Raw genomic sequence first — 23,851 nt, forward strand, 5'->3', positions numbered from 1 at the left:
CCGTTCACAAACACGCTCCGAGGGCGCGGGGTGGAAATCCCCCGCCCGCACCGGCTAGAGTTCCGAGCCCGGCTGGGCGGAGGTGCTCAGCAGCCCCATCACATAGGCGGCGACTGACCGGAAGCACACCAGTGTAAACCCCCCGTCCTCGGCCCAGAAGGCCGCGGCAACCTGTGCGGCGCGGCTGCGGCGCAACTCGCCCGGCTCCAGCCGGTCGAAGTCCACCGGCGACAGCTTGCGCAGCACCTGATCTGCCTTCGCGCCCTCGATCCGGAACACCGCTCTGGCGTCGGAAACATCCACAGCCAGATGGTGCTGGCCTTGCAGCGCCTGCGCGATACCCGCCAACGCAGCCGCCACGTCGCCATAGGGCAGGATCAGCAGAAACTCATCCGGACTCATCCAGCCAGCGGCCCTGTCACCCTGCCGGACGATCCGTCGCTGCGCCGGCAGCGCGCATCCGGTGGCCGCGTGCACAGCCGCCTCCAAACCGGCGGTGCCGGCCTTGGCGCGCAGGGTGATCATGCCCAAGGGGCCGATCTCACGCACCGATGCAAACCCTTCGAACGTTGCGCCGCCAAGCGCGCTGACCGGATCAGACATTCTGCTTTTCTCCGTCCTTGTCAAAGAACACCGTCTCGACCACACGCGCCTTGGTGGTGCCACCGTCGCGCTTTGTAAACTCCACCACCTCGCCCATGCGCTGCGGCCCCTGACGCAGCAGACCAAGCGCGATGCCGCGGCCCAGAGTCGGGGAATGATAGGTCGAGGTCACCCGGCCCTGCACCTTGCGCTGGTTGTTGGGGTTCATGCCGTGATCGGGAATATAGGCGCCATCCTCGATCACCGATCCGTCCAGCGTCTCGAACCCGACCAGTTTCCAGCGATCGGGATTGGCAAGGAAGCTGCGTTCCTGCCCGCGCTTGCCCAGATAATCGGCCTTCTTCTTGGAGATCGCCCAATCCAGCCCGAGGTCCTGCGGAATAACGGTGCCGTCGGTTTCGTCGCCGATCATGATGAAGCCCTTTTCGGCCCGCATGATGTGCAGCGCCTCGGTGCCGTAGGGCATCGCACCGAATTCGGCCCCCGCCTTGTGCAGCGCCTCCCAGAAGGCCGCGCCGTGGCTCGCGGGCACCGCGATTTCATAGGACAATTCGCCCGAGAAGCTGATGCGGTAGATACGGCAGGGAAAGCCGCCCAGAGTGCCGTCGCGCCATGCCATGAAGGGCAAGGCCTCGCGCGAGACGTCCATCCCGCCCAGCCGTTCCAGCACCTTTCGGGCATTGGGGCCGACAACCGCCACCTGCGCATATTGCTCGGTCACATTGGCGGTGAACACCTGCCAATCCCACCATTCGCATTGCAGCCAGTCTTCCATCCAGGCATGGATCCGGTCCGCGCCGCCCGATGTGGTGTGGCACAGCCATGTGTCTTCGTCGATGCGCGCCACCACGCCATCATCCGACAGGAAGCCCTGTTCATTGCACATCAGACCATAGCGGCATTTGCCGACGGGCAGAGTGCTCATCACGCCGGTGTAGAGCATATCAAGGAAACGTCCGGCATCCGGACCTTTGACGATGATCTTGCCAAGGGTGGAAGCATCAAGAAAACCAAGAGCTTGCCGGGTGTTCTTCACCTCGCGCTCCACCGCCTGATGCACGGTTTCACCGGCGCGCTGGAAGCAATACGGCCGCCGCCAATGGCCGACGGGTTCAAAATAGGCCCCGTTACGCTCGTGCCAGCCATGCATGGGCGTCTTGCGCAGCGGCTGGAAAATTTCGCCCCGCGCCTCGCCCGCCAAAGCCCCCAGAGGAACTGGCGTATAGGGCGGGCGGAAGGTCGTGGTGCCAACCTGCGGAATCGCGGTGTTAAGGCTGTCGGCAAGCACGGCCAGACCGTTGATATTGCTCAGCTTGCCCTGATCGGTCGCCATGCCGAGCGTGGTATAGCGCTTGGTGTGTTCGACGCTTTCATAGCCTTCACGCGCGGCAAGCTGCACGTCGGAGACCTTTACGTCGTTCTGGTAATCCAGCCACATCTTGCTGCGCAGGGCGACAGATGCCCCCTGCGGCATCACCCAGACCGGTTCCAATGGTGCCTCGTCCGGCACGGTATGCGCTGGTGCGTCTGATGATGCTGCTGCAAAGCCAAGGGCTTGCAAGGCAATATTGACTTGGGCATGGGCATCGGCCAGCGCATCGCGCAAGGCCCCATTTGCTGCGCCTGCCGCCATCACCATGGCGCTGCCATCTTGATGCAAAGGCGGACGAGCCGGATCGGGCCGGAACATCGCCTGCTCCTCATCCCAGATGAGCTTGCCGCCGCAATGGCTCCACAAATGCACCACAGGCGACCAGCCGCCCGACATGGCGACCGCGTCACAGGGCAGGCTCGAGCTCGCAGAGCCTTCGCCCGCCTGCAGGCAGATCTCGACCCCTTCAACCCGCTTGCCGCCCTTGACCTTGGCAATCGCGCGTCCGGTTTCTACCCGAATGCCAAGGGCGCGCGCACGACTGGGCAAAGCGCCATTGGCAGCCGCCCGCGCGTCGATCACGGCAGCCACCTCCAGACCGGCCTCGTGCAAGGCAATGGCGGTGCGATAGGCGTCGTCGTTATTGGTCACAACCACCGTGCGGTCGCCCGGCGATACTGCCCAGTTCACGACATAATCACGCACCGCTCCAGCCAGCATGACGCCCGGAATGTCATTGCCCGCAAAGGACAGCGGCCGCTCGATCGCACCCGTTGCGGCAAGGATCTTGCCCGTGCGCATCCGCCAAAGCCGGTGCTTCGGACGCCCGTCACCCGGCGTGTGATCGGCGATCTTTTCGTCGAGCAGCACATAACCGTGGTCATAGGACCCTGCCGCCATGCAGCGCAGGCGCAAGGTCACATTGTCCATCGCCATCAAGGCCGCGACGCTGCGTTCAACCCAGTCTGCCGCTGGCAGACCGTCGATCACATCCCCGTCCACCGGCGCGCGACCGCCCCAATGGGCCGTCTGCTCCACCAGCCAGACCCGTGCACCGGCACGGCCTGCCACCAGCGCAGCCTGAAGCCCGGCAATTCCCCCGCCCACGATCAACAGATCGCAGAACGCATAGGCCTGTTCATACCGGTCTGCATCCCGATCTTTCGGGGCAGAGCCAAGACCTGCCGACTGGCGGATGATCGGCTCGAAAAAGTGCTTCCACGCCGCACGAGGGTGGATGAAGGTCTTGTAGTAGAACCCGCCCGGCAGGAAACGCGCGGCGTAGTTGTTGACCACCCCGATGTCGAACTCGAGACTGGGCCAATGGTTCTGGCTGCGTGCTTCCAGCCCGTCGAAAAGCTCGGTGGTGGTGGTGCGCTGGTTCGGCTCCAGCCGCGGCCCCTGCCCCAGATTGACCAAAGCATTGGGCTCTTCCGCGCCGCTGGCCACAATGCCGCGCGGCCGGTGGTATTTGAACGAGCGCCCGACCAGCATCTGGTCATTGGCAAGCAGGGCCGATGCCAGCGTGTCGCCCGCGCAGCCGCGCAGCCGCTTGCCGTTGAACGTGAATTCCACCGGGGCAGAGCGATCGATCAGCCGCCCGCCGGATTTGAGACGCGTGCTCATGAATAGCCCTTCCACTCTGGGCGCTTGGCCTTGATTTTCTCGACAATTTCGGCTGGGGGTTCGGCGGTCTGCGCAAGGTAGGTGCCGAACACCTCCAGCGTCGCGGTGCAGCGTGCGGCCAAAAACCACTTGCCGCAGCCATAGGCATGCCGCCACCGTTCACAATGCACACCCTTGGGGTTTTTGCGGGCGAACATATAGGCTTCGAATTCATCATCGGATGATCCGGGGCCAAAGCGTTTCAGATGCGCCTCTCCACCGGGAGAAAGTTCGGTTTCTTCGGCCTTTACGCCGCAATACGGGCATTCAAGGATCAGCATGGCGCACCTTCGAACGTGAAAAAGGCGGGTGCAGCAAAGCACCCGCCCGACAGTTTGGGGGAGGAGAGAGTATAAAGCTTAGTTGCCAGTCGGCGCAGCCGGAGCGGCTTCGGGAGCCGGAGCGACAGGGTCGGCAACGGCAGGCGCGTCAGCGGCAGGCGCATCAGCAGCCGGAGCGGTTGCTTCAGGCGTGATGGCAGTCGGAGCTTCGGGTGCGAGAGGCGCAGCAGGCGCATCGGCAGCCGGAGCGGTGGCAGGCGCTTCGATGGTGACGTTGTTACCGGTCGCGCCCGGTTGGGTCTGCGTGCTGGTGCCGCTGCCGCCGTAGACAAGCGCGGCGATGCCGACCGCAACGACCGCCCCGCCAAGGAGCCATGCAAACCAGTTGGTCGACTCGCGGGTCTCGCGGATGTGGGTCGTGTGAGTTGCACCGGCATAAGGTGCGGCACCCGGGTTGCCATAACCCGGCGTGGTGGTCTTCGTGGTAGAGTTATACGCGTCGGACATGTCTGGTCCTCCTTGCAATGTCTGATTGCAATAGGAACAGCGTCACCCCCCATTTGGTTCCAACAAACCATCAATGTGCAACCCCCGCAGCCACCGATTCATCGATGAAACGGCCTTCGCGGAAGCGCCACATGTCAAATTCCGCCGCCAATGGTCCCGGCTCGCCACGCGCCATCAGATCGGCCATCGCCCAGCCGGAACCCGGAATCGCCTTGAAGCCGCCGGTGCCCCAACCGCAGTTGATGAAGCAATTCCCCAGCGGGGTTTTCGAGATGATAGGCGAGCGATCCCCGGTCATATCCACGATGCCGCCCCATTGACGCAACATCTTGAGCCTTGAAATCATGGGGAAAGTTTCAACCAGCGCCCGCAGCGTTTCCTCGATGTGGTGGAAAGAGCCGCGCTGGGTATAGTTGTTGAACCCGTCGGTGCCGCCCCCGATCACCATCTCGCCCTTGTCGGACTGGCTCATGTAACCATGCACCGTGTTGGCCATCACAACCACGTCCATACAAGGTTTGATCGGTTCCGAGACGAGCGCTTGAAGCGCCATCGACTCCACCGGCAGGCGGAAACCAGCCATGTCGGCAACCTGCCCCGAATGGCCGGCAACCACGATGCCGAGTTTCTTGGTGCCGATATAGCCCTTCGTGGTCTCCACACCCGTCACCCGCCCGTTTTCCGAACGAATGCCCGTCACCTCGCATTGCTGGATGATGTCCATCCCCATGTCGGAACAGGCCCGCGCATAGCCCCAAGCCACAGCGTCGTGCCGCGCCGTGCCGCCCCGCGCCTGATAGAGCGCGCCGAGAATCGGATAGCGCGGACCGTCGATGTTGATGATCGGCACCAGCTGCTTGACCCGCTCCGGCGTGATCCACTCGGTCGCCACACCCTGCAGGTTGTTGGCATGCACCGTGCGCAGATAGCCGCGCACCTCGTGATGGGTCTGCGCCAGCATCAAAAGCCCTCGCGGGCTGAACATGATGTTGTAATTCAGCTCCTGGCTCAGCGTTTCATACAGCGACCGCGCCTTTTCATACAGCGCCGCAGACGGGTCCTGCAGATAGTTCGACCGGATGATCGTCGTGTTCCGGCCGGTGTTGCCGCCCCCCAGCCAGCCCTTTTCAATGATGGCGACATTGCGGATGCCGTGGTTCTTGCCAAGGTAATAGGCCGTTGCCAGCCCATGCCCCCCCGCACCGATGATGATCGCATCATACGAGGCTTTGGGCAGCGGCGATTTCCAAGCCCTCTCCCATCCCTGATGGTGGTTGAGCGCCTCACGCGCGATGGCAAAGACGGAATAACGCTTCATCGGATCAGTCCCTTGGCAACGGCACGCTTCTGGCATCCTTACTGGACCCAAAGCGGCCACGCGCCTCCGCCCCAAGCGGCACAACAGGGAAAATTGCGACATGCCCGCCGATTGGCAGGCAGGCGCCTGTCACACCGCCGTGAGGGCAGAAGCCTGCCTGCCCACCTGCGGCCAATTCCCGCCTTTTGTCCAAAGCACATAACGCTTACATGGAGGCTGGCGCAGTGATGGGGACACAGACATGGCGGTGTGGGGATTTTGGGCGGCGGCGGCGCTGCTGGTGGCTGGCGTCGTCGCGACACTGATGCGCGCCATGCGGCGCGCGCCCGAGGCCGAACGCCCGACAGCAGACTTTGATCTGGCCGTCTATCGCGACCAGTTGACTGAAATCGAACGTGACATCGCGCGCGGCGTAATCCCCGCCGACGAAGGCGCGCGGCTCCGCACCGAAATCCAGCGCCGCCTGCTCGATGCCGACCGTGCCGCGCGCGTGGCCGCGCCCGTCGGCAAGGCACAGGGCGGGCGCGGCATGGCGGCACTCATGGTCGCGGTTCTGGCGGGCTCTGTCGCCGTCTACTGGCACCTTGGCGCGCCTGGCTACCCTGATCTGCCGCTCGCGCAGCGCTTTGCCCTGTCCGACGACTTGCTGGCAAACCGTCCGTCTCAGGCCGAGGCGATAGCGCAACTGCCCGCCCTGCCCACGCGTCAGGACGTCGATCCGTCCTTTCTGGAACTCATGGTGCAATTGCGACAAGCCGTGCAGGACCGCCCCGATGATCTGCGCGGGCTGGAACTTTTGGCCCGCAACGAAGCTGCCTTGGGCAATCTGGCCGCAGCCACCGCTGCGCAGGAAGCAATCCTTGCGCTCAAAGGGGCCGAGGCAACTGCCGAGGATCATGCCGCCCATGCCGAATTGCTGATCATGTCGGCGGGTGGCTATGTCTCGCCCGAAGCAGAAGCCGCGCTGGTTCGAGCGCTTGAGGCAGACCCGAGAAACGGCACAGCGCGCTATTACACCGGCACCATGTTTGCTCAGGTCGGCCGCTTCGACCGCACCTTCATCCTGTGGAACCGCCTGCTGCAGGAAAGCCCGCCAGACGCGCCCTGGATCGACCCGATCCGCGCGCAGATCACCGACGTTGCCGCGCGCGCCGGGGTGCCCTTCACCCTGCCGCCTGCCACTGCCGGACGCGGACCAAGTGCCGCCGACGTCGCCGCCGCAAGCGAGATGACCGCCGAAGAGCGGCAGGCGATGATCGAAGGCATGGTGGAACAGCTTGGCGCACGCCTTGCCCAGCAGGGCGGCGAGGCGGAAGAATGGGCGCGGCTGATCACCTCGCTCGCCCAGATCGGACGTATGGAACAGGCACGCGAGATTTACGCCGAAGCGCAACAACGCTTCGCCGGCCGCACGGTAGAGCTTTCGGGTCTGCGCCAGGCCGCAGTCGAGGCAGGGGTCGCCGAATGATCCTGACCGACATAACCGACTTTCTGGCCGTGCTGCCGCGAAGCGGCGGTATCGCGGGGCTTGATCTGGGCGACAAGACCATCGGCGTCGCCCTCTCCGACCTGCGCCGTCAGGTCGCCACACCTGTTGAAGTGATCCGTCGTGAAAAGTTCACGCTGGACGCAGGACGGCTGCTCGCGCTGCTTGCGGCGCGCGGTGCGACAGGCATCATCCTCGGCCTGCCGCTCAATATGGATGGCAGCGAAGGGCCCCGCGTGCAGTCAACACGCGCCTTTGCCCGCAACCTCGAAAAACTGACCCCCCTGCCAATCACCTTCTGGGATGAGCGCCTGTCCACCGTCGCCGCCGAACGCGCGCTGCTAGAGGCGGATACGTCGCGAAAAGGTCGCAAAGAGGTGATCGACAAGGTCGCGGCCAGCTATATCCTGCAAGGGGCGTTGGACCGCATGGGCTACATGACAGCAAGGCAGGGTGATCTGTGACCGACGAGATCTGGAAACGCGACGAGATCGAGTCGCCCTGCGTCAAACTCTGCGTTGTCCACCCCGAGGCGCGCCTCTGCGTCGGCTGCCTGCGTAGCATCGACGAAATCACGATGTGGTCGCGCCTGAGCCCGGACACGCGCCGCAGCATCATGGCAGAGCTGCCGTCCCGCGCGCCTCTGGTCGCCAAGCGCCGCGGCGGTCGCAGCGCGCGTCTTCAAGGCTAGGCAAGGGTCTGCCCCGCCTGCGCTGAAGACGGGCCGTCAGGGCTGCGCGATCCACTCGGCGACCGAAGCCAGCATCGGTCGGAAATAGGCGATGATCCGGTCTTCACGCTCCGTGCCGCTCCATGACGCAACACCATGCACGGTCAGACGATGCAGCAAACTGGCCTCGCCGGGCACCACAGGCAGTTCCACGCGGGCGCAGGTTCTGAACACCTCGGCGCGGGCCGCCTGATAGGCATCGGTGATGTCGATATCGGCCCAGCTTTCTGGCGGGTGCGGGCGCAAGGCTTGGCGCAAGGCCTCGGCCATGATCCGGTGGCTGCCTTCCCAGACGACCAGCGGGGCCGCGCGCACCGACGTAAGCGGCACACCCAGAATCCAGGCATGCGGCTCGCGGATCATGCGGCGGCGGTCGGGACCGATGGGCAGCAGCCCGTCGAGATGTGCTGCCGCGCGCTTTTGGCGGAACGCAAAAGCGGCTGCGCTTTCCTCTTCAGAGGGCTGCGGATAGCCCGGCCGGATCACCGAAAGCTGCGCCCTGTGCAAGGAGCGCGGAGCCACGGGCAAGGCCTGCCAAGGAAAGGCACAGGCTCCGACCGAGCCATCGGCAGCATTCGGCAGAGCGTCCACACCGACAAACCATGTCCCGCCACAGCGCCACGGCTCGGGGCTGGCCGCGATCTCTTGGCGCGCGACCGGCAGCGCCGCCTCTGCCCAGGCGCGCAGCGCGGGATCCGGCCCCAGTTTTCGCCAGCCCCTGTCATTCACCTTGCAGCCCCCGTCACAGCCCCACGACCTTGCGCAGCATGTTGAGCGCAACCAGCGTGATGAAGACGGCAAACACCCGCTTGAGAGGTTTCGGGTCCATCGCATGGGCAAGCTTTACGCCCCAAGGCGTTGAAATCATGGTCATCGCAAAGATCAGCGCAAAGGCAGGCAGGTTGACCGCACCCAGCGTGTAGGGCGGCGCGCCTTCGACATTCAAAAACAGGAACACCAGAACCGAAGGCACCGCGATCATCATGCCAAAGCCGGACGCGGTGGCAACCGCGCGGTGGATGGGCGTGTTGTAAAGGCTCATCAGCGGCACCCCGAAGCTGCCGCCCCCGATGCCCATCAGGACCGACAGAAAGCCCACCATGCCGCCCAGCCCCGCCCGTTTCGGCCCCGCCGGCATCTGCTGGCCCAACCGCCAGTCGGAGCGGCCAAAGGCCATGTAAAGGCCGACAAGCACCCCGAGCACACCGAAGATGGCCTGAAGCGTCACCGACTTCAGGGCCGAAGCGGTGAACACCCCGATCACAGCTCCCACCCCGATATAGGGCGACCACGACCGCAAGATCTGCCAGTCCACCGCCCCGCGCTTGTGATGCGCCAGCACCGAGCGCAACGACGTGACCACGATGGTGGCCAGAGAGGTCGCCAGACAGACCTGCATCAACTGCGGCCCGGCAAAACCCAAATGCCCGAAGGCATAGAAAAATGCTGGCACAAGGACGATGCCCCCACCGACACCCAAAAGTCCGGCAATCACACCTGCGACAAGGCCGATCACCGCCAAAAGGCCGATCATCGGGATCAGAAGGCTTGGGTCTGGCATGCTGACTCCTCTTGCATCGCCGATGTGATAGCGCGGGGTTGCGGCGGGGGCCAGTGCAGGCTTACGCCGGGTGCGCGAAAGGTGTAGGCAGGAGCCATCTTTTCCAGACGCGAGTCGCATTTCATGACTTCCAGTTTGCTTCGCCCCGCGCTTGTGCTGGGCCTTTTGTCTTGCGTTGGTCCCTTTGCCATCGACATGTATCTGCCTGCCATGCCCGAGATCGGCGCCGACCTTGGCACCAGCGTTGCGGCCATGCAGGGCACGATCACCGCCTATTTTCTGGCCTTCGGTGTGGCTCAACTGTTTTACGGCCCGTGGGCGGATCAAGCCGGGCGCAAGACCCCACTCTATGCCGGTCTTGGCATCTTTCTGCTTGGCACGCTGATCTGTGCCCTTGCGCCCAGCATCGGCTGGCTGACGGCGGGACGCTTTGTGCAGGGGTTGGGCGGCGCCGCCGTGATGGTGGTGCCACGGGCGATCATCCGTGACATGGCCACCGGCCATCAGGCCACACGGTTGATGGCAGCCATCATGCTGGTGATTTCTGTCTCGCCCATGCTGGCACCGCTGGCCGGCGCAGGGGTGATGGCGATTGCCGACTGGCGCTGGATCTTCGGTATGCTGGCCGTCGCGGCGGGGCTTTCCCTTTTGATGATCCGCTTTGTTTTGGCCGAAACCCTGCCACAGGCACAGCGGCAGCGTTTTGACATGGGCGATACCCTGCGCGGTGCCAAACGGTTGCTGACCAATCGGGGCTTCATGGCGTTGACCTTCCTTGGCGGCTTTGCGATGGCGAGTTTCTTTGTGTTCATCGCATCAGGCCCCTTTGTCTACACCCAGGCCTTCAACCTCTCTCCCACCGGCTTTTCGCTCGCCTTCGCGGTCAATGCGATCGGGTTCTTCTCGGCATCGCAACTCGCGGCCGGACTCGGCCAGCGCTATGGCGCATCGCGGGTGGTGCGGGTGGCGGTGCTGGGCTTTTTCGCCAGCACGGTCTGCCTTGCGCTGATCGGCGCGATGGGCTTTGCCTCGCTGGTGGTGGTGATGGCGGGCCTCTTCATCGCCAACGCCTTCCTCGGGCTGGTCATCCCCACCGTGATGGTCTTGGCACTGGAAGAGCATGGCGACATCGCAGGTCTTGCCTCCTCGCTTGGCGGCACATTGCAGATGCTGGCAGGCGGCGTGATGATTGCCGTGACCGCCCCCTTCTTTGACGGCACCGCGCTGCCGATGCTGGCCGCCATCGCGGTCTGCGGGACACTCGCGCTGCTGCTGTCGCGCCTTGTTCGGGTTCAGGCCGCGGCGGCCTGAACCTGCGAAAGCGCGTGATCGAGCAGATCAAGCCCTGCCGCGTTGCGCGTGGCGCCCTCGGACAACACGCGCCGCCATCCGCGCGCGCCGGGGCGGCCGGTAAAGAGGCCCAGCATGTGGCGGGTGATCTGGTGCAAGCGCCCGCCCGACTCCAGATGTGCGGCGATATAGGGACGCATGCCCTGCACGACCTGGTGGGCATCCGGCGCGAATGCGTCGCCCCACAGCGCATCGGCGCCTATCAGGGTGGCCGCCGGATCATGATAGGCCGCGCGCCCGATCATCACCCCGTCAAGCCCTTGATCGAGCATGGATTTTGCGGCGCTCAAACTCGCAACACCGCCATTGATGCAGATGGTCAGATGCGGGAACTCACGCTTCATCCGCAGCACGAGCGGATAATCCAGCGGCGGAATCTCCCGGTTCTCTTTCGGTGACAGCCCCTGCAGCCAAGCCTTGCGGGCATGGATGATGAAGTGGCGCACCCCTGCCCGCGACACCTGCTCTAGAAAACCGGGCAGCACTTCCTCGGGGATCTGGTCATCCACGCCGATCCGGCACTTGACCGTCACAGGGACGGGCGATTCCGCGATCATGGCCGCGACGCAATCCGCAACCAGCCCCGGGCGTTCCATAAGCACCGCCCCGAAACAGCCTGATTGCACACGATCCGACGGGCAACCCACGTTCAGGTTGATCTCGTCATACCCCCAGTCCCGCGCGATCCGTACCGCCTGCGCCAGTTCGGACGGCACCGAGCCTCCCAGCTGCAAGGCGACCGGATGCTCGACCGCGCTGTAATCAAGCAGCCTGGGACGCGGCCCATGCAAGATCGCCGCGGCCGTGACCATCTCGGTATACAGCATCGCACGGCGCGTCATCATGCGGTGAAACACACGGCAGTGCCGATCCGTCCAGTCCATCATGGGCGCCACGGAGAGTCTGTGTGGGTTTTGTTCCATCGTCTTCGCTTGCCCTTAATCCATGCGCCTCTTGCGGCCCTTCGAGGGAGTGGTCGCGCGGCATATAGCGGATATAGGCAGCAAAGGGAAATCGCTGCGGCGCAAACGCATAGGGTGAACAGGGCTTGCACTAAAATCCGCCGCTCCGCCGTGGTTTGCAGCGCGGCCCCCTTGCCACGGCGATGGCACTAGCCCGGCCTCTGGCATGATGGCAAATTGCGGCATAGGGTGTCACCCATTGCGAAGACGAATGCATTGGAGAGCAGAGAGTGAGCAAAACCGCTTTTGTGACGGGTGCCGCCGGATTCATCGGCTTTCATCTGGCCAGATTGCTGCTTGAAGAGGGCTGGACGGTTCACGGTTATGACGGCATGACCGATTATTATGACGTCAAGCTGAAGGAACGGCGGCTGGAAATCCTGTCCCGATCCGCGCGCTTTCATATGACGCGCGCCCTTCTGGAAGACGCGGCCACCCTGACATCCTGCGTCGCGGCGGCGCGTCCGGATATCATCGTGCATTTCGCGGCGCAGGCCGGGGTGCGCTATTCGATCGACAATCCCCGAGCCTATGTCGATGCCAATATTGTCGGCACCTTCAATGTGATGCAGGCCGCTCTTGATGTAAGGCCCGCACATCTTCTGATGGCCTCGACCAGTTCGGTTTACGGGGCGAATACCCAGATGCCCTATGCCGAGACCCATAAAGCCGACACCCAGATGTCTTTTTATGCGGCCACCAAGAAAGCCAATGAGGCAATGGCCCATTCATGGGCGCATATCCACGGCTTGCCGATCACGATGTTCCGCTTCTTTACCGTCTACGGCCCGTGGGGACGGCCCGACATGGCGCTGTTCAAGTTCACCAAGGCGATCCTGGAAGGCAGGCCCATCGACGTCTACAACCACGGCAACATGTGGCGCGATTTCACCTATGTCGATGATCTGGTGCGCGGGATACGGCACCTGTTCGACGCCATCCCCGGCACTGGCGCTTCGGTCGCGGGCGACAGCCTGTCGCCCGTCGCCCCGTGGCGCGTGGTCAATATCGGCAATTCCGACAAGGTCCGGCTGGAAGACTTCATCGACGCCATCGAGGTGGCGGCAGGGCGCAAGGCCATCCGCAATTACATGGACATGCAGCCCGGCGATGTTCCGGCGACTTGGGCCGATGCCAGACTGATCACCGCCCTGACAGGCGCACGCCCCGGCACCGATTTCGTGACGGGGGTGCGCGCCTTTGTCGACTGGTACATCCACGATTACGCGGGGCAGGCGGCGGGTTGAAGCGCCCTCTGCATCGGGCGCTTCGGCTTACTGAGACTTGAGATAGGCGCGCGAGACAAATCCCTTAAGTCCGCGCGCCTGCTTGAGCGACACGCGGCACCAGCGGGTGCTGCCCGTCTGCTCGCAGCTATGGACCCAAAAGACCGTGCCGTTGGGAAAGCCCGCAATCACCTTATAGCCGGTGCCCGGACCCGCCCGCATCTTGAGCATGTCATCCGCCGCAACGGCAGTTACCTCGTAATAGCCTGCCCGCTCGGCGAGCGCGGGCGAAACGCCAAGCCCCGCCCCAAGCACCACGGCCATTGCGGCAAAGACATCCTTGCGCATGGTTTTCTCCTGTTTTGTTATCTGCCTCGACCGCAGATTATACGCCAAGGCCGGGTGGCAGCAACCACAGGGAGAGCAGTTCAGACCGGCCCTGCCGCCTGCGGCAGCGCAAACCAGCCGCCCGCTGGCGGCAGGCAGCCCACGCGAAACCGGCAGCCATAGGCCCGTTCCAAGGCGGCATCCGTCAGCACCTCGGCCACTGGACCCTGCCCCGTCAGGCGGCCTTGATCCATCAACCAGACACGGTCGGCCGCCATCGCGGTGAGGTTCAGATCATGCAGCACCGCCACCACGCCGCCCCCCTTGCGGGCATAATCCCGCATCAGGGCCACCACCCCCAACTGGTGAGCGATGTCCAGACTGGCGACAGGTTCATCCAGCAACAACCAGCGTGGCAGACCGTCCACCATCGGCTCCCAGACCTGGACAAGCACGCGGGCCAATTGCACACGGGCCTGCTGACCGCCCGAAAGCTCTTGGTAAAGGCGTGCGGCAAGGCCCGCCAGATCCACCGCTGCCAGCGCCCGCGCCACCAGATCACCACGTCCGGAATGGCGGGCGGAAGTCAGGCCAAGCCGAACCACCTCGGCCACGGTAAAGGGAAAGGCCAGCACCGCGGCTTGCGGCAGCACACCGCGCACGGCGGCAAGTTCCCATGCGCTGAGCCCTGCGCAATCCTGCCCGTTCAGGATCACCCGGCCCTGATAGGGCACGTCCCCCGTCAGGGCGCGCAGCAGCGTGGTCTTTCCCGACCCGTTGGGGCCGACGATCACCGTCACCTCGCCTGCCTGTGCCTGCGCGCTCACGCCGTGCAGCACCTCAACCTTGCCAAGCGACACCCGGATATCTTCTGCCGTCAGCATCACAGGTCCACCACGCCGCGGCGGCGCAGCAATATCCACAGGAAAACAGGTGCGCCGAGTGTGGCCGTCACAATCCCGATGGGCAATTCCGCGGGCGCGATGATGCTGCGCGCGATCAGATCGGCCAAAAGCAGCAGGGTCGCCCCGGCAAGGCCTGCGTTGACCAGCAGATACCGGTGATCCGGCCCCGTGGCCAGCCGCAGCAGATGCGGCACCACGATGCCGATAAAGCCGATCCCCCCGGCGACGGCAACCGCAGCCCCAGTGGCCGCCGCAACGGTCAGGATGGCCACCGACTTAACGCGCTGCACCGGCAAACCGATGTGATGCGCCGCCGCTTCGCCAAGAGCCAGACCGTTCAGCCCCCGCGCCAGAAAGGGCGCGGCCAGCAAGGCCAGCAGCATCACCGGCCCTGCTGCCATCAACTTGGGCCAACTTGCCCCGCCCAGACTGCCAAGGCCCCAGAAGGTCAGGTCACGCAGCTGGCGGTCATCGGCGATGTAGACCAGCAAGCCAGTCACCGCTCCGGCCAGCGCCCCCAAGGCGATGCCCGCAAGCAGCATGGTCGCAACCGAGGTGCGCCCCGCGCGGGTGGCAACGCGGTAAAGCACAAGTGTGGACGCCCAGCCGCCCAGAAATGCCGCCAGCGGCACGAGGTGATATCCAAGCGTCTGTGCGACCCAAAGCGGCGCGAGCCCCCCAAGCACAATCGCCAGAACCGCCCCCAAACCTGCGCCCGCCCCCACGCCCACAAGACCGGGATCTGCCAGCGGGTTGCGGAACAGCCCCTGCATCACCGCCCCAGCCACCGCAAGCGAGGCCCCGACCAGCACACCCGTCAGCATGCGCGGCAGCCGGATCTCCCACAAGATCAGGCGATCACGCGCGGGCATGGCATCGCCGAGCGTAAGCGACCACAGAGATACGCCAGATGCGCCATGCGACAGGCTGAGAAGCATGGCCAGCGCCAGTGCAGCGGCAAGCACAAACAGCGTCAGCCGTGCCTGTGCTTCTCGCTCTCCGGCCAGACGGGGAATATCCAGCGCCACCATCAGCCTTGCTCCGCCAAACCGCCGCGCAGGGCGCGGTTCAACTCGAGCGCCGCAGCGCCGGTGCGCGGCCCGAAGCCAAGAAGGTAGAGCCCGTCCATGCGAAGCACCCGCCCCGCCTGCCCTGCAGGGGTCAGCCCCAAGGCGGGGTGGGCAAGCAACTGGTCCGTCTCGATCGCAAGATCGCCGCCGCGATCCATGACGAGGATCACATCGGGCGCGGCGGCGATGGCCGCCTCGTCTGTCAGGGGCTTATATCCCGACAGGTCCGTCACCGCATTCACCCCGCCGGCCATGGCGATCATCGCCGCAGCCGATGTTTCCGTCCCCGCCGCCAAAATCCGGCCCCCCTGCATCGAGAGCACAAACAAGACCCGTGGCCGGATCGGCAGTGACGCCGCCGCCGTCGCTGCGGCATCAAGCTCTGCCTGCGTGCGCGCTGCGAGCGCCGCCCCGGCCTCTGGCACGCCAAGCGCTTGCGCTGTCACGCTGATCTTGGCCAGCACATCGGCAGGGGTGCGCGCCTCGGGCAAAGTCACCAGCGGCACACCGGCATGGGCCAGTATCTCGATGGTCTCGGGCGGGCCGGCATCATGCTCGGCCAAGATCAGATCGGGGTCCATCGCGATCAGGTTTTCTGCCGACAGGCTGCGCACATAGCCCACATCGGGCAAGGCAAGCACTGCCTCGGGATAGCTCGATGTGGTGTCGCGCGCGATGAGGCGATCCCCTTGGCCCAGCGCAAAGACGATTTCCGCCGCCGATCCGCCCGCAGCAACCACGCGGCGCGGCCCGTCTTCCGCCTGCGCCCCGCTCGCGAGGGCCGTTACCAGCACAAGCGCCGCCGCTCCGGCTTGAACGCGCTCCATGGCCCGATTGCGCAGGGAGGTCATGCCATTACCTCGGCCAACAGGGTTTCGGTCATCCGGTCCCATCCACGGGTATCTGTATCGGCCTCGGCGCGCTTGCCGAACATCTGCAAGATCAGCCGCCCCTCCCCATCAAACGCCTCGATCGAGATGGCCGGACCGCGCTTGGTCGGCTTCACCACCCGCCAGACTTCGGCAATGTGATCGGTGCGCAGATGCAGGTTGAAGCGCGGGTCCATCACATTCTGCCACGGCCCCATCGGCATCAGCCGATCGACCGTTCCCGAATGGATCTGGATGCAGCCGTCATTGCCGACAAAAATCATGATCTTAAGCGCCTCTTCCGAGGCACGCTCCAGCGCCGTCGACACCGCATCAAGCGGCAAGGGCTGCGCAAACTGCGGCCCGACCGCGCGGTTTGCGCCCAGTCGGTTCATCTTCAACTTGCGCACCATCGCCAGAAACTGGTGCGTGTCCGTCATATGCGCCCAGTCATGGCGCAGTGCCTCGATACGATCTTCGGCGATGCGGGCAGGATCGGCCCCCACACGCTCCGCGATGTCAAAGGCGCAGTCTGCGGGCAAGGCCAGCGCCTCTACCGCCGCATCAAAGGCGGCCACATCGGACAGCGGGCCAAGATGCACCTTGTGAACCGCATCGCCCGCATTGTCGAACACCTGCAGACTGCGTTTGACGCCCTGATCCGTTTCCCGACGAATGGCAAAGCCGTGCACCCAGTGGCGCGGAAAGATGCGCAGGTCGATTTCTTCGCCCAGCACCATCGCCGCATGTGGCCCCGCGTGAAAACCGGTGTAGACCCCGCGACGCTCGTGAACCGCACTTTCATTGCGCGTCAGTGCCATGACCTCGCCCATTCTGGCCACATGGGGAATCAGCTTGGCCGGATCAGCCACGATCCGCGTCACCGCCCCGCCCACGTCGGCGGCAAGCAGATGCGCCTCGGTTACGCCGATGGCGGCAGCCAGATCACGCTCGCGCAATTTGGGATGATCACTGCGGGCTGCGGCGATGCGGGCAAGAAGTTCGGAGGAAAGCAGCATAAGGGCATCCTTTGACATGGGGGCAGTCGCATGTCTGGCAGGGGCATTTGCCCGTAAGCTGGATGGCGCTTTGCAATACTTGACGATTTTACTCGGGCAATTTAGAAGCCGAGTCGAGCGGGGTCAAGAGCGATCCCGCAGGGTGCCAGCGTTCCGCCAGCCGACCAAAACCGTCGCGACCAAGGAAACGCCATGCAACCGACTTCTCAGAGGCCACCGGCCTTTCCGGGCCTTGCCCGCCTGTTGACCACCGCCGCCATCATCGCCATCGCCGCTCCCGCCAGCGCACAGGAGTCGGCTGGTACCGGCACCTTTCTGGGGCGGCTGATCCTTGGGGCGGGGCAATCGAAAGTGGCCATCGACACGCCGCAAGCGGTCACCGCGCTGGAGCAGGAAGACATCGACCGGGAACAACCCGCCACCATCGGCCAGTTGTTCCGCAACGTTCCGGGGGTGCAGACCGCAGGCTCTGACCGTCCGCTTGGCACCGCGTTCAACATTCGCGGCATCGGTGCCACCGAACAGACCGCCAGCGAGGCGCGCATCATCGTCAATGTCGATGGCGTCCCGAAGTTCTACGAACAATACCGTCTTGGCTCTTTCTTCACCGAGCCAGAGCTTTACCGCCGGGTCGAGGTGCTGCGCGGGCCGGGGTCCGCCGTGCTTTACGGCTCGGGTGCGATTGGCGGCACGGTCAACTTCGAAACCAAGGACGCAGGGGATTTCATCCCCGACGGAAAATCCGCGGCAGCGCGGTTCAAGCTGGGCTATGACACCAATGGCGACGGGGTTGTCGGATCGGCGATCTATGCCCTTCGCACAGCGCCCGGAGCGGAGTTCCTTGCGGCTTTGGGCTATCGGACAGCAAAGGATTACAAGGATGGCGCCGGCACGACCCTGCGCGGCACCGGATCTTCTGCGCCATCGGCCTTGCTCAAAGGCACGTTCCGCTTGGGCGAGACGCAAACCCTGCGCCTCTCGGCACAGCGCTTTGAAAGTGACAATGACAACGCAACCTTGTCGCAGACGGGCGGCGGCAATGTGGTGGCCGATACCTTCGGCATCGTGCAGCGAGACACAACCGACACCACGATCAGCGCCGAATGGCAGGCGACCACCGATCTGGCGTGGTTGAACCCCAAGGTGCAATTGGCCTGGTCTGATACCGCCGTATCGCAACGCAATGCGCGCACGCTGTCGGGGGCGCCGCAAACCTGCTTGCCAACGCCCTCGAACCTGAACGTGTTCTGCGCCGTGGATTACGCATACCGAACCGCGCTGCTGAAGGTCGAGAACACCGCAAGCCTGCAAGGCGCAGGGTGGGAAAACTTCCTGACCTTTGGTCTGCAAGCCACCAACCAGCGCCGCGTTGCGCAAAGTGCCGGCCCGCTGGGCTTCCACCCCGAAGGGACCGACCGCAAGATCGGGATTTATGCCCAATCGGAGCTTCTTCTGGGAGAGCGCCTGACGCTGATCGGCGGGGCACGCGTGGATTTTGGCAATCGCAAACAGGGCGCGGCTGTGCCCGGAGCAGCCCCCGTCAAGGATGAGGCCACCGCCCTGACCTTTGCCGCGCTTTACAAGCTGAGCGATGATCTGTCGGTCTTTGGCTCGCTGGCACGCACCGAACGGTTGCCGACACTGGATGAGCTTTATTCCTGGTCCGCCACCAAGGCCCCTGCCCTGTCGCTGAACAAGGAAACCGCCACCAATGCCGAACTTGGTCTGGCATGGTCGCGTCAGGGGCTGTGGGGGCCAGATGACAGCCTCCAGATCAAGGCGACCGTGTTCCAGAACCGCATCGACGATCTGATCACCACGACTGCCACCACTGACACGGTGTTTCACCGCAATCTCGCCCGCGCCCGCTTTCACGGGGCCGAGATCGAGGCCGGTTATGAAGCGGACCGCGTCTTCGGCCGGCTTGCCTACTCGCGGGTCTTGGGCAAGGATCGCGACTTCAGCTATACGCTTGCCACCACCCCCGCCGAGTCTGTCTCGCTCACATTGGGCGGGCGGGCACCGGAGCGTGGCATCGAATACGGCTGGCGCGGCAATTTCGTTGACAGCATCACCACGGCCACGCGCAGCACCGCGACCGGCGTGATCACGCCCACCCGCTACGCAGGCTATGCAACGCATGCTGTCTTCGTATCGTTCAAACCGCAAAGCGGGGCTTTTGAAGGCTTTGACGTGCAGGTCGCGGTCGAGAACGTGTTTGACCGCGACTATCGGAACAACCTTTCGGCCGATCAGGGCCGGGGCCGCACAGTCAAGCTCAGCCTTGCCAAGGCGCTGTCATGGTGATCCGGCTCTTGGCGGCGGCGGTGGCATTTGCCATCGCCGCAAGCGCGGCCTGCGCGCAGGACATCGAGATCGGGCTGAACACCGTCGAGCCGCAGCCCGATGCCTGCCGCCTGACCTTTGTGGCGCGCAATGACTCCGGCACCGATCTGGCCCGCGTGGTCACAGAAGCGGTGCTTTTCACCAAGGCCGGAAAGGTCGCGCAGTTTACCCTGTTCGATTTCGGGGCGCTGCCGGGTGGACGGCAAAGGGTGCGCCAGTTTGACGTGGACGGACTGGCCTGCACCGATCTGGGTCAGGTGCTGTTCAACGGCGTCTCAGCCTGCGAGGGCGCGCGGCCCGAGACCTGCGCGGCCGCCCTGAGGCCCAGTTCCATGATCGACGAAATAGAGGTGACAGGATGATACATCTGATCGAGGCGCGCGACGCCCTGAGCGCGCTGATCGCCCTTGGTGGTCCGGTGGTGGCGTTGATCCTCGCCCTTTCGGTGCTGGCGGGCGCGGTCGTGCTGTGGAAAGTCTGGCAGTTCCGCGCGGCAGGTGTCGGGCGGCATCAGGGGCTGGAAGCGGCCATTGCGGCGCAAGACGCGGGTCAGACCACACGCGCCCGAGCCCTTTCCGATGCGGCGCAAAGCCATCTTGCGCCCCTGCTGTCCGAAGCGTTGCGATCGGACGGGCCGGAAACGCGCGAACGGCTTTACACCTTGGCCGAGCTGCGCCTGTCCCGGCTGGAACAGGGGTTTCGCCTGCTCGACACGATAGCCCAGATCGCCCCGCTTTTGGGCCTGTTCGGCACGGTTCTGGGCATGATCGACGCCTTCCGCGCCATGCAAGGGGCGGGACAGGCAGTAGACCCTTCGGTGCTGGCAGGAGGGATCTGGGTGGCGCTGATGACCACGGCGGCCGGACTTGCTGTCGCCATGCCGGTGTCGGCACTGCTTGCATGGCTTGACTCACGCATGACAGCCGAGCGACGCATGGCAACAGTGGTGATCGAGGCAGCCCTGTGCCCCGGCATGGCCACGCCCCGCGCCTCCGCAGCGATCAGGGGTCAAACCTATGTTCCGGCTTGACCGGCCCCGGCGACGCAAGACGGTGTCGATGACCTCGCTGATCGACGTCATCTTCCTGCTGCTCTTGTTCTTCATGCTGTCCTCGACCTTCACCCGCTTTGGCGATTTGCCATTGACCACCGCAGCGGCTGGGACCGTTCCCGCCCCGCAAGAGCCGCCAGCCCTTTTGCGCCTGACCGCCGAGACGATGATGCTGGATACCAAACCCATCGCGATGGAAGAGCTGCCGGCGGCCCTGAGCGCCCGCGCGCCGCTGCAGGTGGTTCTGGCGCCGGCAGAAGGGATCACGGCGCAGCGCTTGGTCGATGTGCTGGCCATCGTCCGCGATCTGCGCGGCGTTACCTTGCGCGTGATCGGGGGCTGACATGATGCGTCTTACGCCACCAGCCCGCCAAAAATCCGAACCCACCATCACGCTCATCAACGTGGTCTTCCTGATGCTGATCTTCTTTCTGGTCGCAGGTCAGGTCGCCGCCCCTGTCGACCGCAACATTCGCCTGATCGACGCCGCCTCGGTTTCAAGCCGCGCGCCGGATGATGCCTTGGCCATCCGCGCCGATGGCACGACACTATGGCGCGGCGTCGTCACCAGCCCAGAGGCCTTTGCCGCCGCGCGCCTTGCCGAAGGCTCCGAAGTGCTACGACTGGTGCCCGCCCGCGATCTGCCCGCGCAAGACCTGCTGCACCTTGCCTCTACCCTGCGCGCAGCCGGTGCAGCCGAGGTGCGGCTTGTCACCGAAAGGTCCACGCCATGAGACAGTCGCTTCCCTTTGCCGCCGCGCTCGCCATCTCTGGTGCGCTGCATGCCGCCGGAGCCATCGCGATCACGTCGAAAGAGGCGACTGCCATCGAAGGCGGCGGCGGAGCCACCATTGCCCTGCTGGGCGAATCTTTCGAGGATCTCGCCATTGGCGCGCAGCCGGTTGCGGCGACGACACCAGCAGAGCCGCGCCAGACTCCGACAGCCGTGGCCGCCCCTGCGCCGGTGCCTCCGGTCCCGATGGCCACCACCCCTGCGCCTGCGCCCGTTCCCGCATTGGCCCCACGGCAAGACGCCGATTTGCCCGCCGCCGCCCCGATGACGCAGGAGTTGCACCCCGTAACGCCGCCAGTCGCCGCGCAGCCCGTGCAATCTGCCGCAGAGGAAGTCAGCGTCACCAGCGCAGCCCCCGATCGCTCGCCCCGTCCGCGCGCGCGCAGCGAACAGCCCGCCCCCGAACAGGCCGAGGCACGCAAGGCCGCCCCTGCCGGTAACGCAGATCGCAACGCGCGGAAGGGCAGTGAAAGCGGCAAGGCAAGCGCGGGCGCTGCCGCCACCGCATCAAACCGCACGGCAGAAAGCGCGCAAACCGGCAGTGCTGCCAGTTCCACCTATCCCGGCCTCGTCCTGCGGCAGATCGAACGGACGCGAAAACCCGCGATCGCCGCGCGCGGCACGGTGGTGGTGGCGTTCCGCGTCGGCCCCTCGGGCGCGCTGGCCGCATCGCGCATTGCCCGTTCGACGGGTGATCCGCAACTGGAGCGGGCCGCCCTCGACCATATTCGCCGTGCCGCACCGTTTCCGCCACCTCCGGCAGGGGCTACCACAGATTTCACATTTGAATTTGTCGGGCGGCGTTAGCGGGGGCCGCAACTTTGCGTCGCTGCAGGATCCGCACCGATTGACATTACCAACTAAAATAGTCACCAATAGACGGCGGGCTGCTTGCCTGCCCGCCCCTCCGCACAGGCCCTACACAGATGCAAGACACTCCGCCCCCCGCGCCACCCCAGCCAGACCTTGCAAGCGCGCCCTTGCATGAAGCCCTGTCGCTGACCCAAGGCGGACAGGTGGCGCATATTGCTCTGGACGGGCAGGTCTATGTGCTGCGCATCACCCGTGGCGGCAAACTCATCCTGACAAAGTGACCCCAGCGATCGGGCAGCAAAGCCCAGCAAGGATCAGATGACAAAACTTCCCTCTCCCTGCATCAGCGTCTGCAAGTTCAAGCGCGATGGCCATTGCATCGGATGTTCGATGACCAAGGCCCAGAAGGACCTGTTCAAGAAACTGAAGAAAGAAAAACACCAGCGTGCCTTTATAGACATGCTGGTGCATCAGCAAAATGACATGGGCCGCTACCGCCACTGGGCACCGGCCTATGAAAAGCGCTGCGAAAAGCGGGATGTGAAAAGCCCGCTTTGACGAGAGCCTTCAGCGCAAATGCGCGCGCAGCATCCAGGCGAATTTCTCGTGGGTCTGACCACGGGAAATCGCCAGATCCTGCGTCAGAAGATCACCGTTTTCTTCCGCCACCGCTGCGATTCCCGCCATCGTCGCCGCAAGGGTCTCTTGTGCGGAAAGCAATGTCGCAACCATCACCTCGGCCTTGGCACGGCCATCATGCTCGGCCACTTTCGAGCGCTTGAGCATGCCAGCCAACTGGCCTTCGGCATGACCGTCAAGCGCCTTGATCCGTTCCGCCAGATCGTCCTGCGCGGTGAAGTGATCTTCGTAAATGGTCTGGAACAGGGCGTGCAGCGGGCCAAAGCCCATGCCGGTGACGTTCCAGTGGAAATTCTGCGCCAGCATCGTGGTGACCGCAGTTTCGGCAACACCTTGATTGAGCGCTTCGCACACGGCCTCGCGTGCGGACGGGCTAATTTGGGCTGAAGCTTGCGCCATGCCTGACCTCCTGAATGACGTTTCGGAATTCCGGGGCGGGATTTGCTGGCATGCTGGCTGGCTACCCCGCCCACTCAAGTTAGGCGCAGCAGAGCCAGAGGACAACCCCTTTTTAGAATAATTCTAAATCTGACGAAATCGGTCGGTTACACCCGGTCTTGCCGCAGGGCGAATTGCCCGGCGAGCCAGCCGATCTGCCGCCATGCATGCCGTGGCAGGCGCGATGCCAGCAAGAACCGCAGGCTGCTGTCATCACCACGCAGCGCCGCAGCAACAAGGCTGGCGATCCAGCGCTCATCAAAGGAGAGTTCCGGTGCAGCCGGCTGATGCAGCACGGGCGGACGCCCGAACAGCACCGCCAGACCGCGCAGCAGCGCCTCTGCATAAGCAGCAGCCGCTATGTCGGGCTGCGCCGAAAGCATCGCACAGGCGCGAAACAGATCAAGCCGCGCGGCCGCTTGACACCGCGGTGCCAGACGCCGCAAGGCCGCCACACAGAGCGGGATATCGGTGGTCAACTGACGGAAGGCTTGGGTATCGGCGATGGCCTGCATGGGTA

At 64.5% G+C, this 23,851-nt stretch carries 28 protein-coding genes; 13 read left to right on the forward strand and 15 right to left on the reverse strand.

What is annotated here, in order from left to right:
* Positions 1-54: 54 nt before the first annotated feature.
* The 5 genes from G3572_RS04125 to G3572_RS04145 all read right to left on the reverse strand — a co-directional run bounded on the left by G3572_RS04125 (position 55) and on the right by G3572_RS04145 (position 5,746).
* A complete protein-coding gene (locus tag G3572_RS04125; protein WP_164609381.1) occupies positions 55-603 on the reverse strand; it encodes a sarcosine oxidase subunit gamma in 549 nt (182 codons plus the stop codon).
* Positions 596-3,601, reverse strand: coding sequence for a sarcosine oxidase subunit alpha family protein (locus G3572_RS04130; protein WP_164609382.1), 3,006 nt, complete (start codon positions 3,599-3,601; stop codon positions 596-598). Before G3572_RS04130 ends, G3572_RS04125 begins: the two co-directional genes overlap by 8 nt.
* Entirely contained in the window at positions 3,598-3,921 is a 324-nt protein-coding gene (locus G3572_RS04135) for a sarcosine oxidase subunit delta (protein WP_164609383.1), read from the reverse strand. The genes G3572_RS04130 and G3572_RS04135 overlap by 4 nt, the downstream gene beginning before the upstream one ends.
* 78 nt (positions 3,922-3,999) lie before the next feature.
* Complete coding sequence (locus G3572_RS04140; protein ID WP_164609384.1) at positions 4,000-4,428, reverse strand: hypothetical protein; 429 nt, start codon at positions 4,426-4,428, stop codon at positions 4,000-4,002.
* Positions 4,429-4,498: 70 nt separating this feature from the next.
* Positions 4,499-5,746 carry a sarcosine oxidase subunit beta family protein gene (locus G3572_RS04145; RefSeq protein WP_164609385.1) on the reverse strand — a complete coding sequence of 416 codons (1,248 nt, stop codon included), beginning with the start codon at positions 5,744-5,746 and terminating at the stop codon, positions 4,499-4,501.
* Positions 5,747-5,987: 241 nt separating this feature from the next.
* Here G3572_RS04145 and ccmI point away from each other — a divergent pair, with 241 nt between their 5' ends.
* From ccmI to G3572_RS04160, 3 genes are read left to right on the forward strand one after another with little or no spacing between them, the layout of a single operon-like run.
* On the forward strand, positions 5,988-7,214 hold the full coding sequence (gene ccmI, locus G3572_RS04150; protein WP_164609386.1) for a c-type cytochrome biogenesis protein CcmI: 1,227 nt from the start codon (positions 5,988-5,990) through the stop codon (positions 7,212-7,214).
* Positions 7,211-7,696, forward strand: coding sequence for a Holliday junction resolvase RuvX (ruvX, locus tag G3572_RS04155; protein WP_164609387.1), 486 nt, complete (start codon positions 7,211-7,213; stop codon positions 7,694-7,696). Before ccmI ends, ruvX begins: the two co-directional genes overlap by 4 nt.
* Entirely contained in the window at positions 7,693-7,923 is a 231-nt protein-coding gene (locus G3572_RS04160; protein ID WP_164609388.1) for a DUF1289 domain-containing protein, read from the forward strand. Before ruvX ends, G3572_RS04160 begins: the two co-directional genes overlap by 4 nt.
* Before the next feature lie 36 nt (positions 7,924-7,959).
* Here G3572_RS04160 and G3572_RS04165 read toward each other — a convergent pair whose 3' ends face one another.
* Together G3572_RS04165 and G3572_RS04170 are read right to left on the reverse strand one after the other, a co-directional pair.
* Complete coding sequence (locus tag G3572_RS04165; protein ID WP_354003984.1) at positions 7,960-8,691, reverse strand: hypothetical protein; 732 nt, start codon at positions 8,689-8,691, stop codon at positions 7,960-7,962.
* Positions 8,692-8,704: 13 nt separating this feature from the next.
* Entirely contained in the window at positions 8,705-9,523 is an 819-nt protein-coding gene (locus G3572_RS04170; protein ID WP_164609389.1) for a sulfite exporter TauE/SafE family protein, read from the reverse strand.
* Between the two features lie 123 nt (positions 9,524-9,646).
* Between G3572_RS04170 and G3572_RS04175 the strand changes: the two genes are divergently transcribed.
* A complete protein-coding gene (locus G3572_RS04175) occupies positions 9,647-10,834 on the forward strand; it encodes a multidrug effflux MFS transporter (RefSeq protein ID WP_164609390.1) in 1,188 nt (395 codons plus the stop codon).
* Here the strand turns inward: G3572_RS04175 and dusA are convergent.
* Positions 10,816-11,760, reverse strand: coding sequence for a tRNA dihydrouridine(20/20a) synthase DusA (dusA, locus tag G3572_RS04180; RefSeq protein ID WP_240335444.1), 945 nt, complete (start codon positions 11,758-11,760; stop codon positions 10,816-10,818). The genes G3572_RS04175 and dusA overlap by 19 nt on opposite strands.
* Positions 11,761-12,065: 305 nt before the next feature.
* Between dusA and G3572_RS04185 the strand changes: the two genes are divergently transcribed.
* The gene (locus G3572_RS04185; RefSeq protein ID WP_164609392.1) at positions 12,066-13,082 is read left to right on the forward strand and encodes an SDR family NAD(P)-dependent oxidoreductase; all 1,017 of its coding nucleotides are present in this window, start codon (positions 12,066-12,068) and stop codon (positions 13,080-13,082) included.
* Between the two features lie 27 nt (positions 13,083-13,109).
* Here G3572_RS04185 and G3572_RS04190 read toward each other — a convergent pair whose 3' ends face one another.
* The 5 genes from G3572_RS04190 to G3572_RS04210 all read right to left on the reverse strand — a co-directional run bounded on the left by G3572_RS04190 (position 13,110) and on the right by G3572_RS04210 (position 17,251).
* A complete protein-coding gene (locus G3572_RS04190) occupies positions 13,110-13,409 on the reverse strand; it encodes an SH3 domain-containing protein (protein ID WP_164609393.1) in 300 nt (99 codons plus the stop codon).
* 80 nt (positions 13,410-13,489) lie between these two features.
* A complete protein-coding gene (locus G3572_RS04195; RefSeq protein WP_164609394.1) occupies positions 13,490-14,272 on the reverse strand; it encodes a heme ABC transporter ATP-binding protein in 783 nt (260 codons plus the stop codon).
* A complete protein-coding gene (locus G3572_RS04200; RefSeq protein WP_164609395.1) occupies positions 14,272-15,324 on the reverse strand; it encodes a FecCD family ABC transporter permease in 1,053 nt (350 codons plus the stop codon). The genes G3572_RS04195 and G3572_RS04200 overlap by 1 nt, the downstream gene beginning before the upstream one ends.
* Positions 15,324-16,214, reverse strand: coding sequence for a heme/hemin ABC transporter substrate-binding protein (locus G3572_RS04205; RefSeq protein WP_164609396.1), 891 nt, complete (start codon positions 16,212-16,214; stop codon positions 15,324-15,326). The genes G3572_RS04200 and G3572_RS04205 overlap by 1 nt, the downstream gene beginning before the upstream one ends.
* On the reverse strand, positions 16,211-17,251 hold the full coding sequence (locus G3572_RS04210; RefSeq protein WP_164609397.1) for a hemin-degrading factor: 1,041 nt from the start codon (positions 17,249-17,251) through the stop codon (positions 16,211-16,213). Before G3572_RS04210 ends, G3572_RS04205 begins: the two co-directional genes overlap by 4 nt.
* Positions 17,252-17,443: 192 nt before the next feature.
* On the opposite strand from G3572_RS04210, the gene G3572_RS04215 reads away from it, so the two are divergent.
* The 8 genes from G3572_RS04215 (at position 17,444) to G3572_RS04250 (ending at position 22,812) form a co-directional block, all read left to right on the forward strand.
* Positions 17,444-19,558, forward strand: a complete 2,115-nt coding sequence (locus G3572_RS04215; protein ID WP_164609398.1) for a TonB-dependent receptor domain-containing protein — start codon at positions 17,444-17,446, stop codon at positions 19,556-19,558.
* Positions 19,552-19,959 carry a hypothetical protein gene (locus G3572_RS04220; protein ID WP_164609399.1) on the forward strand — a complete coding sequence of 136 codons (408 nt, stop codon included), beginning with the start codon at positions 19,552-19,554 and terminating at the stop codon, positions 19,957-19,959. The genes G3572_RS04215 and G3572_RS04220 overlap by 7 nt, the downstream gene beginning before the upstream one ends.
* Positions 19,956-20,627 carry a MotA/TolQ/ExbB proton channel family protein gene (locus tag G3572_RS04225; RefSeq protein ID WP_164609400.1) on the forward strand — a complete coding sequence of 224 codons (672 nt, stop codon included), beginning with the start codon at positions 19,956-19,958 and terminating at the stop codon, positions 20,625-20,627. The genes G3572_RS04220 and G3572_RS04225 overlap by 4 nt, the downstream gene beginning before the upstream one ends.
* Positions 20,614-20,991, forward strand: coding sequence for an ExbD/TolR family protein (locus G3572_RS04230; protein ID WP_164609401.1), 378 nt, complete (start codon positions 20,614-20,616; stop codon positions 20,989-20,991). Before G3572_RS04225 ends, G3572_RS04230 begins: the two co-directional genes overlap by 14 nt.
* 1 nt (position 20,992) lies before the next feature.
* Complete coding sequence (locus G3572_RS04235) at positions 20,993-21,382, forward strand: ExbD/TolR family protein (protein ID WP_354003985.1); 390 nt, start codon at positions 20,993-20,995, stop codon at positions 21,380-21,382.
* Positions 21,379-22,248 (forward strand): TonB family protein, encoded by an 870-nt coding sequence (locus G3572_RS04240; protein ID WP_164609402.1) that lies wholly within the window; start codon positions 21,379-21,381, stop codon positions 22,246-22,248. The genes G3572_RS04235 and G3572_RS04240 overlap by 4 nt, the downstream gene beginning before the upstream one ends.
* A 119-nt stretch (positions 22,249-22,367) precedes the next feature.
* Positions 22,368-22,535, forward strand: a complete 168-nt coding sequence (gene hemP / locus G3572_RS04245) for a hemin uptake protein HemP (RefSeq protein ID WP_164609403.1) — start codon at positions 22,368-22,370, stop codon at positions 22,533-22,535.
* A gap of 37 nt (positions 22,536-22,572) precedes the next feature.
* Complete coding sequence (locus G3572_RS04250; RefSeq protein WP_164609404.1) at positions 22,573-22,812, forward strand: DUF1289 domain-containing protein; 240 nt, start codon at positions 22,573-22,575, stop codon at positions 22,810-22,812.
* A 9-nt stretch (positions 22,813-22,821) separates the two neighbouring features.
* Here G3572_RS04250 and G3572_RS04255 read toward each other — a convergent pair whose 3' ends face one another.
* On the reverse strand, positions 22,822-23,292 hold the full coding sequence (locus G3572_RS04255) for a Dps family protein (RefSeq protein ID WP_164609405.1): 471 nt from the start codon (positions 23,290-23,292) through the stop codon (positions 22,822-22,824).
* 146 nt (positions 23,293-23,438) lie between these two features.
* A complete protein-coding gene (locus tag G3572_RS04260; RefSeq protein ID WP_164609406.1) occupies positions 23,439-23,846 on the reverse strand; it encodes a hypothetical protein in 408 nt (135 codons plus the stop codon).
* Positions 23,847-23,851: the final 5 nt, after the last annotated feature.

Source organism: Pseudotabrizicola algicola (assembly GCF_010915705.1).
Taxonomy (GTDB): Bacteria; Pseudomonadota; Alphaproteobacteria; order Rhodobacterales; family Rhodobacteraceae; genus Pseudotabrizicola; species Pseudotabrizicola algicola.

Bases quoted from the DNA above. Each gene is read 5' to 3' on its own strand.
- G3572_RS04125 (WP_164609381.1), bottom strand. From the start codon at position 603: ATGTCTGATCCGGTCAGCGCGCTTGGCGGCGCAACGTTCGAAGGGTTT.
- G3572_RS04130 (WP_164609382.1), bottom strand. From the start codon at position 3,601: ATGAGCACGCGTCTCAAATCCGGCGGGCGGCTGATCGATCGCTCTGCC.
- G3572_RS04135 (WP_164609383.1), bottom strand. From the start codon at position 3,921: ATGCTGATCCTTGAATGCCCGTATTGCGGCGTAAAGGCCGAAGAAACC.
- G3572_RS04140 (WP_164609384.1), bottom strand. From the start codon at position 4,428: ATGTCCGACGCGTATAACTCTACCACGAAGACCACCACGCCGGGTTAT.
- G3572_RS04145 (WP_164609385.1), bottom strand. From the start codon at position 5,746: ATGAAGCGTTATTCCGTCTTTGCCATCGCGCGTGAGGCGCTCAACCAC.
- ccmI (WP_164609386.1), top strand. From the start codon at position 5,988: ATGGCGGTGTGGGGATTTTGGGCGGCGGCGGCGCTGCTGGTGGCTGGC.
- ruvX (WP_164609387.1), top strand. From the start codon at position 7,211: ATGATCCTGACCGACATAACCGACTTTCTGGCCGTGCTGCCGCGAAGC.
- G3572_RS04170 (WP_164609389.1), bottom strand. From the start codon at position 9,523: ATGCCAGACCCAAGCCTTCTGATCCCGATGATCGGCCTTTTGGCGGTG.
- G3572_RS04175 (WP_164609390.1), top strand. From the start codon at position 9,647: ATGACTTCCAGTTTGCTTCGCCCCGCGCTTGTGCTGGGCCTTTTGTCT.
- dusA (WP_240335444.1), bottom strand. From the start codon at position 11,760: ATGATGGACTGGACGGATCGGCACTGCCGTGTGTTTCACCGCATGATG.
- G3572_RS04190 (WP_164609393.1), bottom strand. From the start codon at position 13,409: ATGCGCAAGGATGTCTTTGCCGCAATGGCCGTGGTGCTTGGGGCGGGG.
- G3572_RS04195 (WP_164609394.1), bottom strand. From the start codon at position 14,272: ATGCTGACGGCAGAAGATATCCGGGTGTCGCTTGGCAAGGTTGAGGTG.
- G3572_RS04200 (WP_164609395.1), bottom strand. From the start codon at position 15,324: ATGGTGGCGCTGGATATTCCCCGTCTGGCCGGAGAGCGAGAAGCACAG.
- G3572_RS04205 (WP_164609396.1), bottom strand. From the start codon at position 16,214: ATGACCTCCCTGCGCAATCGGGCCATGGAGCGCGTTCAAGCCGGAGCG.
- G3572_RS04210 (WP_164609397.1), bottom strand. From the start codon at position 17,251: ATGCTGCTTTCCTCCGAACTTCTTGCCCGCATCGCCGCAGCCCGCAGT.
- G3572_RS04215 (WP_164609398.1), top strand. From the start codon at position 17,444: ATGCAACCGACTTCTCAGAGGCCACCGGCCTTTCCGGGCCTTGCCCGC.
- G3572_RS04220 (WP_164609399.1), top strand. From the start codon at position 19,552: ATGGTGATCCGGCTCTTGGCGGCGGCGGTGGCATTTGCCATCGCCGCA.
- G3572_RS04225 (WP_164609400.1), top strand. From the start codon at position 19,956: ATGATACATCTGATCGAGGCGCGCGACGCCCTGAGCGCGCTGATCGCC.
- G3572_RS04230 (WP_164609401.1), top strand. From the start codon at position 20,614: ATGTTCCGGCTTGACCGGCCCCGGCGACGCAAGACGGTGTCGATGACC.
- G3572_RS04235 (WP_354003985.1), top strand. From the start codon at position 20,993: ATGATGCGTCTTACGCCACCAGCCCGCCAAAAATCCGAACCCACCATC.
- G3572_RS04240 (WP_164609402.1), top strand. From the start codon at position 21,379: ATGAGACAGTCGCTTCCCTTTGCCGCCGCGCTCGCCATCTCTGGTGCG.
- hemP (WP_164609403.1), top strand. From the start codon at position 22,368: ATGCAAGACACTCCGCCCCCCGCGCCACCCCAGCCAGACCTTGCAAGC.
- G3572_RS04250 (WP_164609404.1), top strand. From the start codon at position 22,573: ATGACAAAACTTCCCTCTCCCTGCATCAGCGTCTGCAAGTTCAAGCGC.
- G3572_RS04255 (WP_164609405.1), bottom strand. From the start codon at position 23,292: ATGGCGCAAGCTTCAGCCCAAATTAGCCCGTCCGCACGCGAGGCCGTG.
- G3572_RS04260 (WP_164609406.1), bottom strand. From the start codon at position 23,846: ATGCAGGCCATCGCCGATACCCAAGCCTTCCGTCAGTTGACCACCGAT.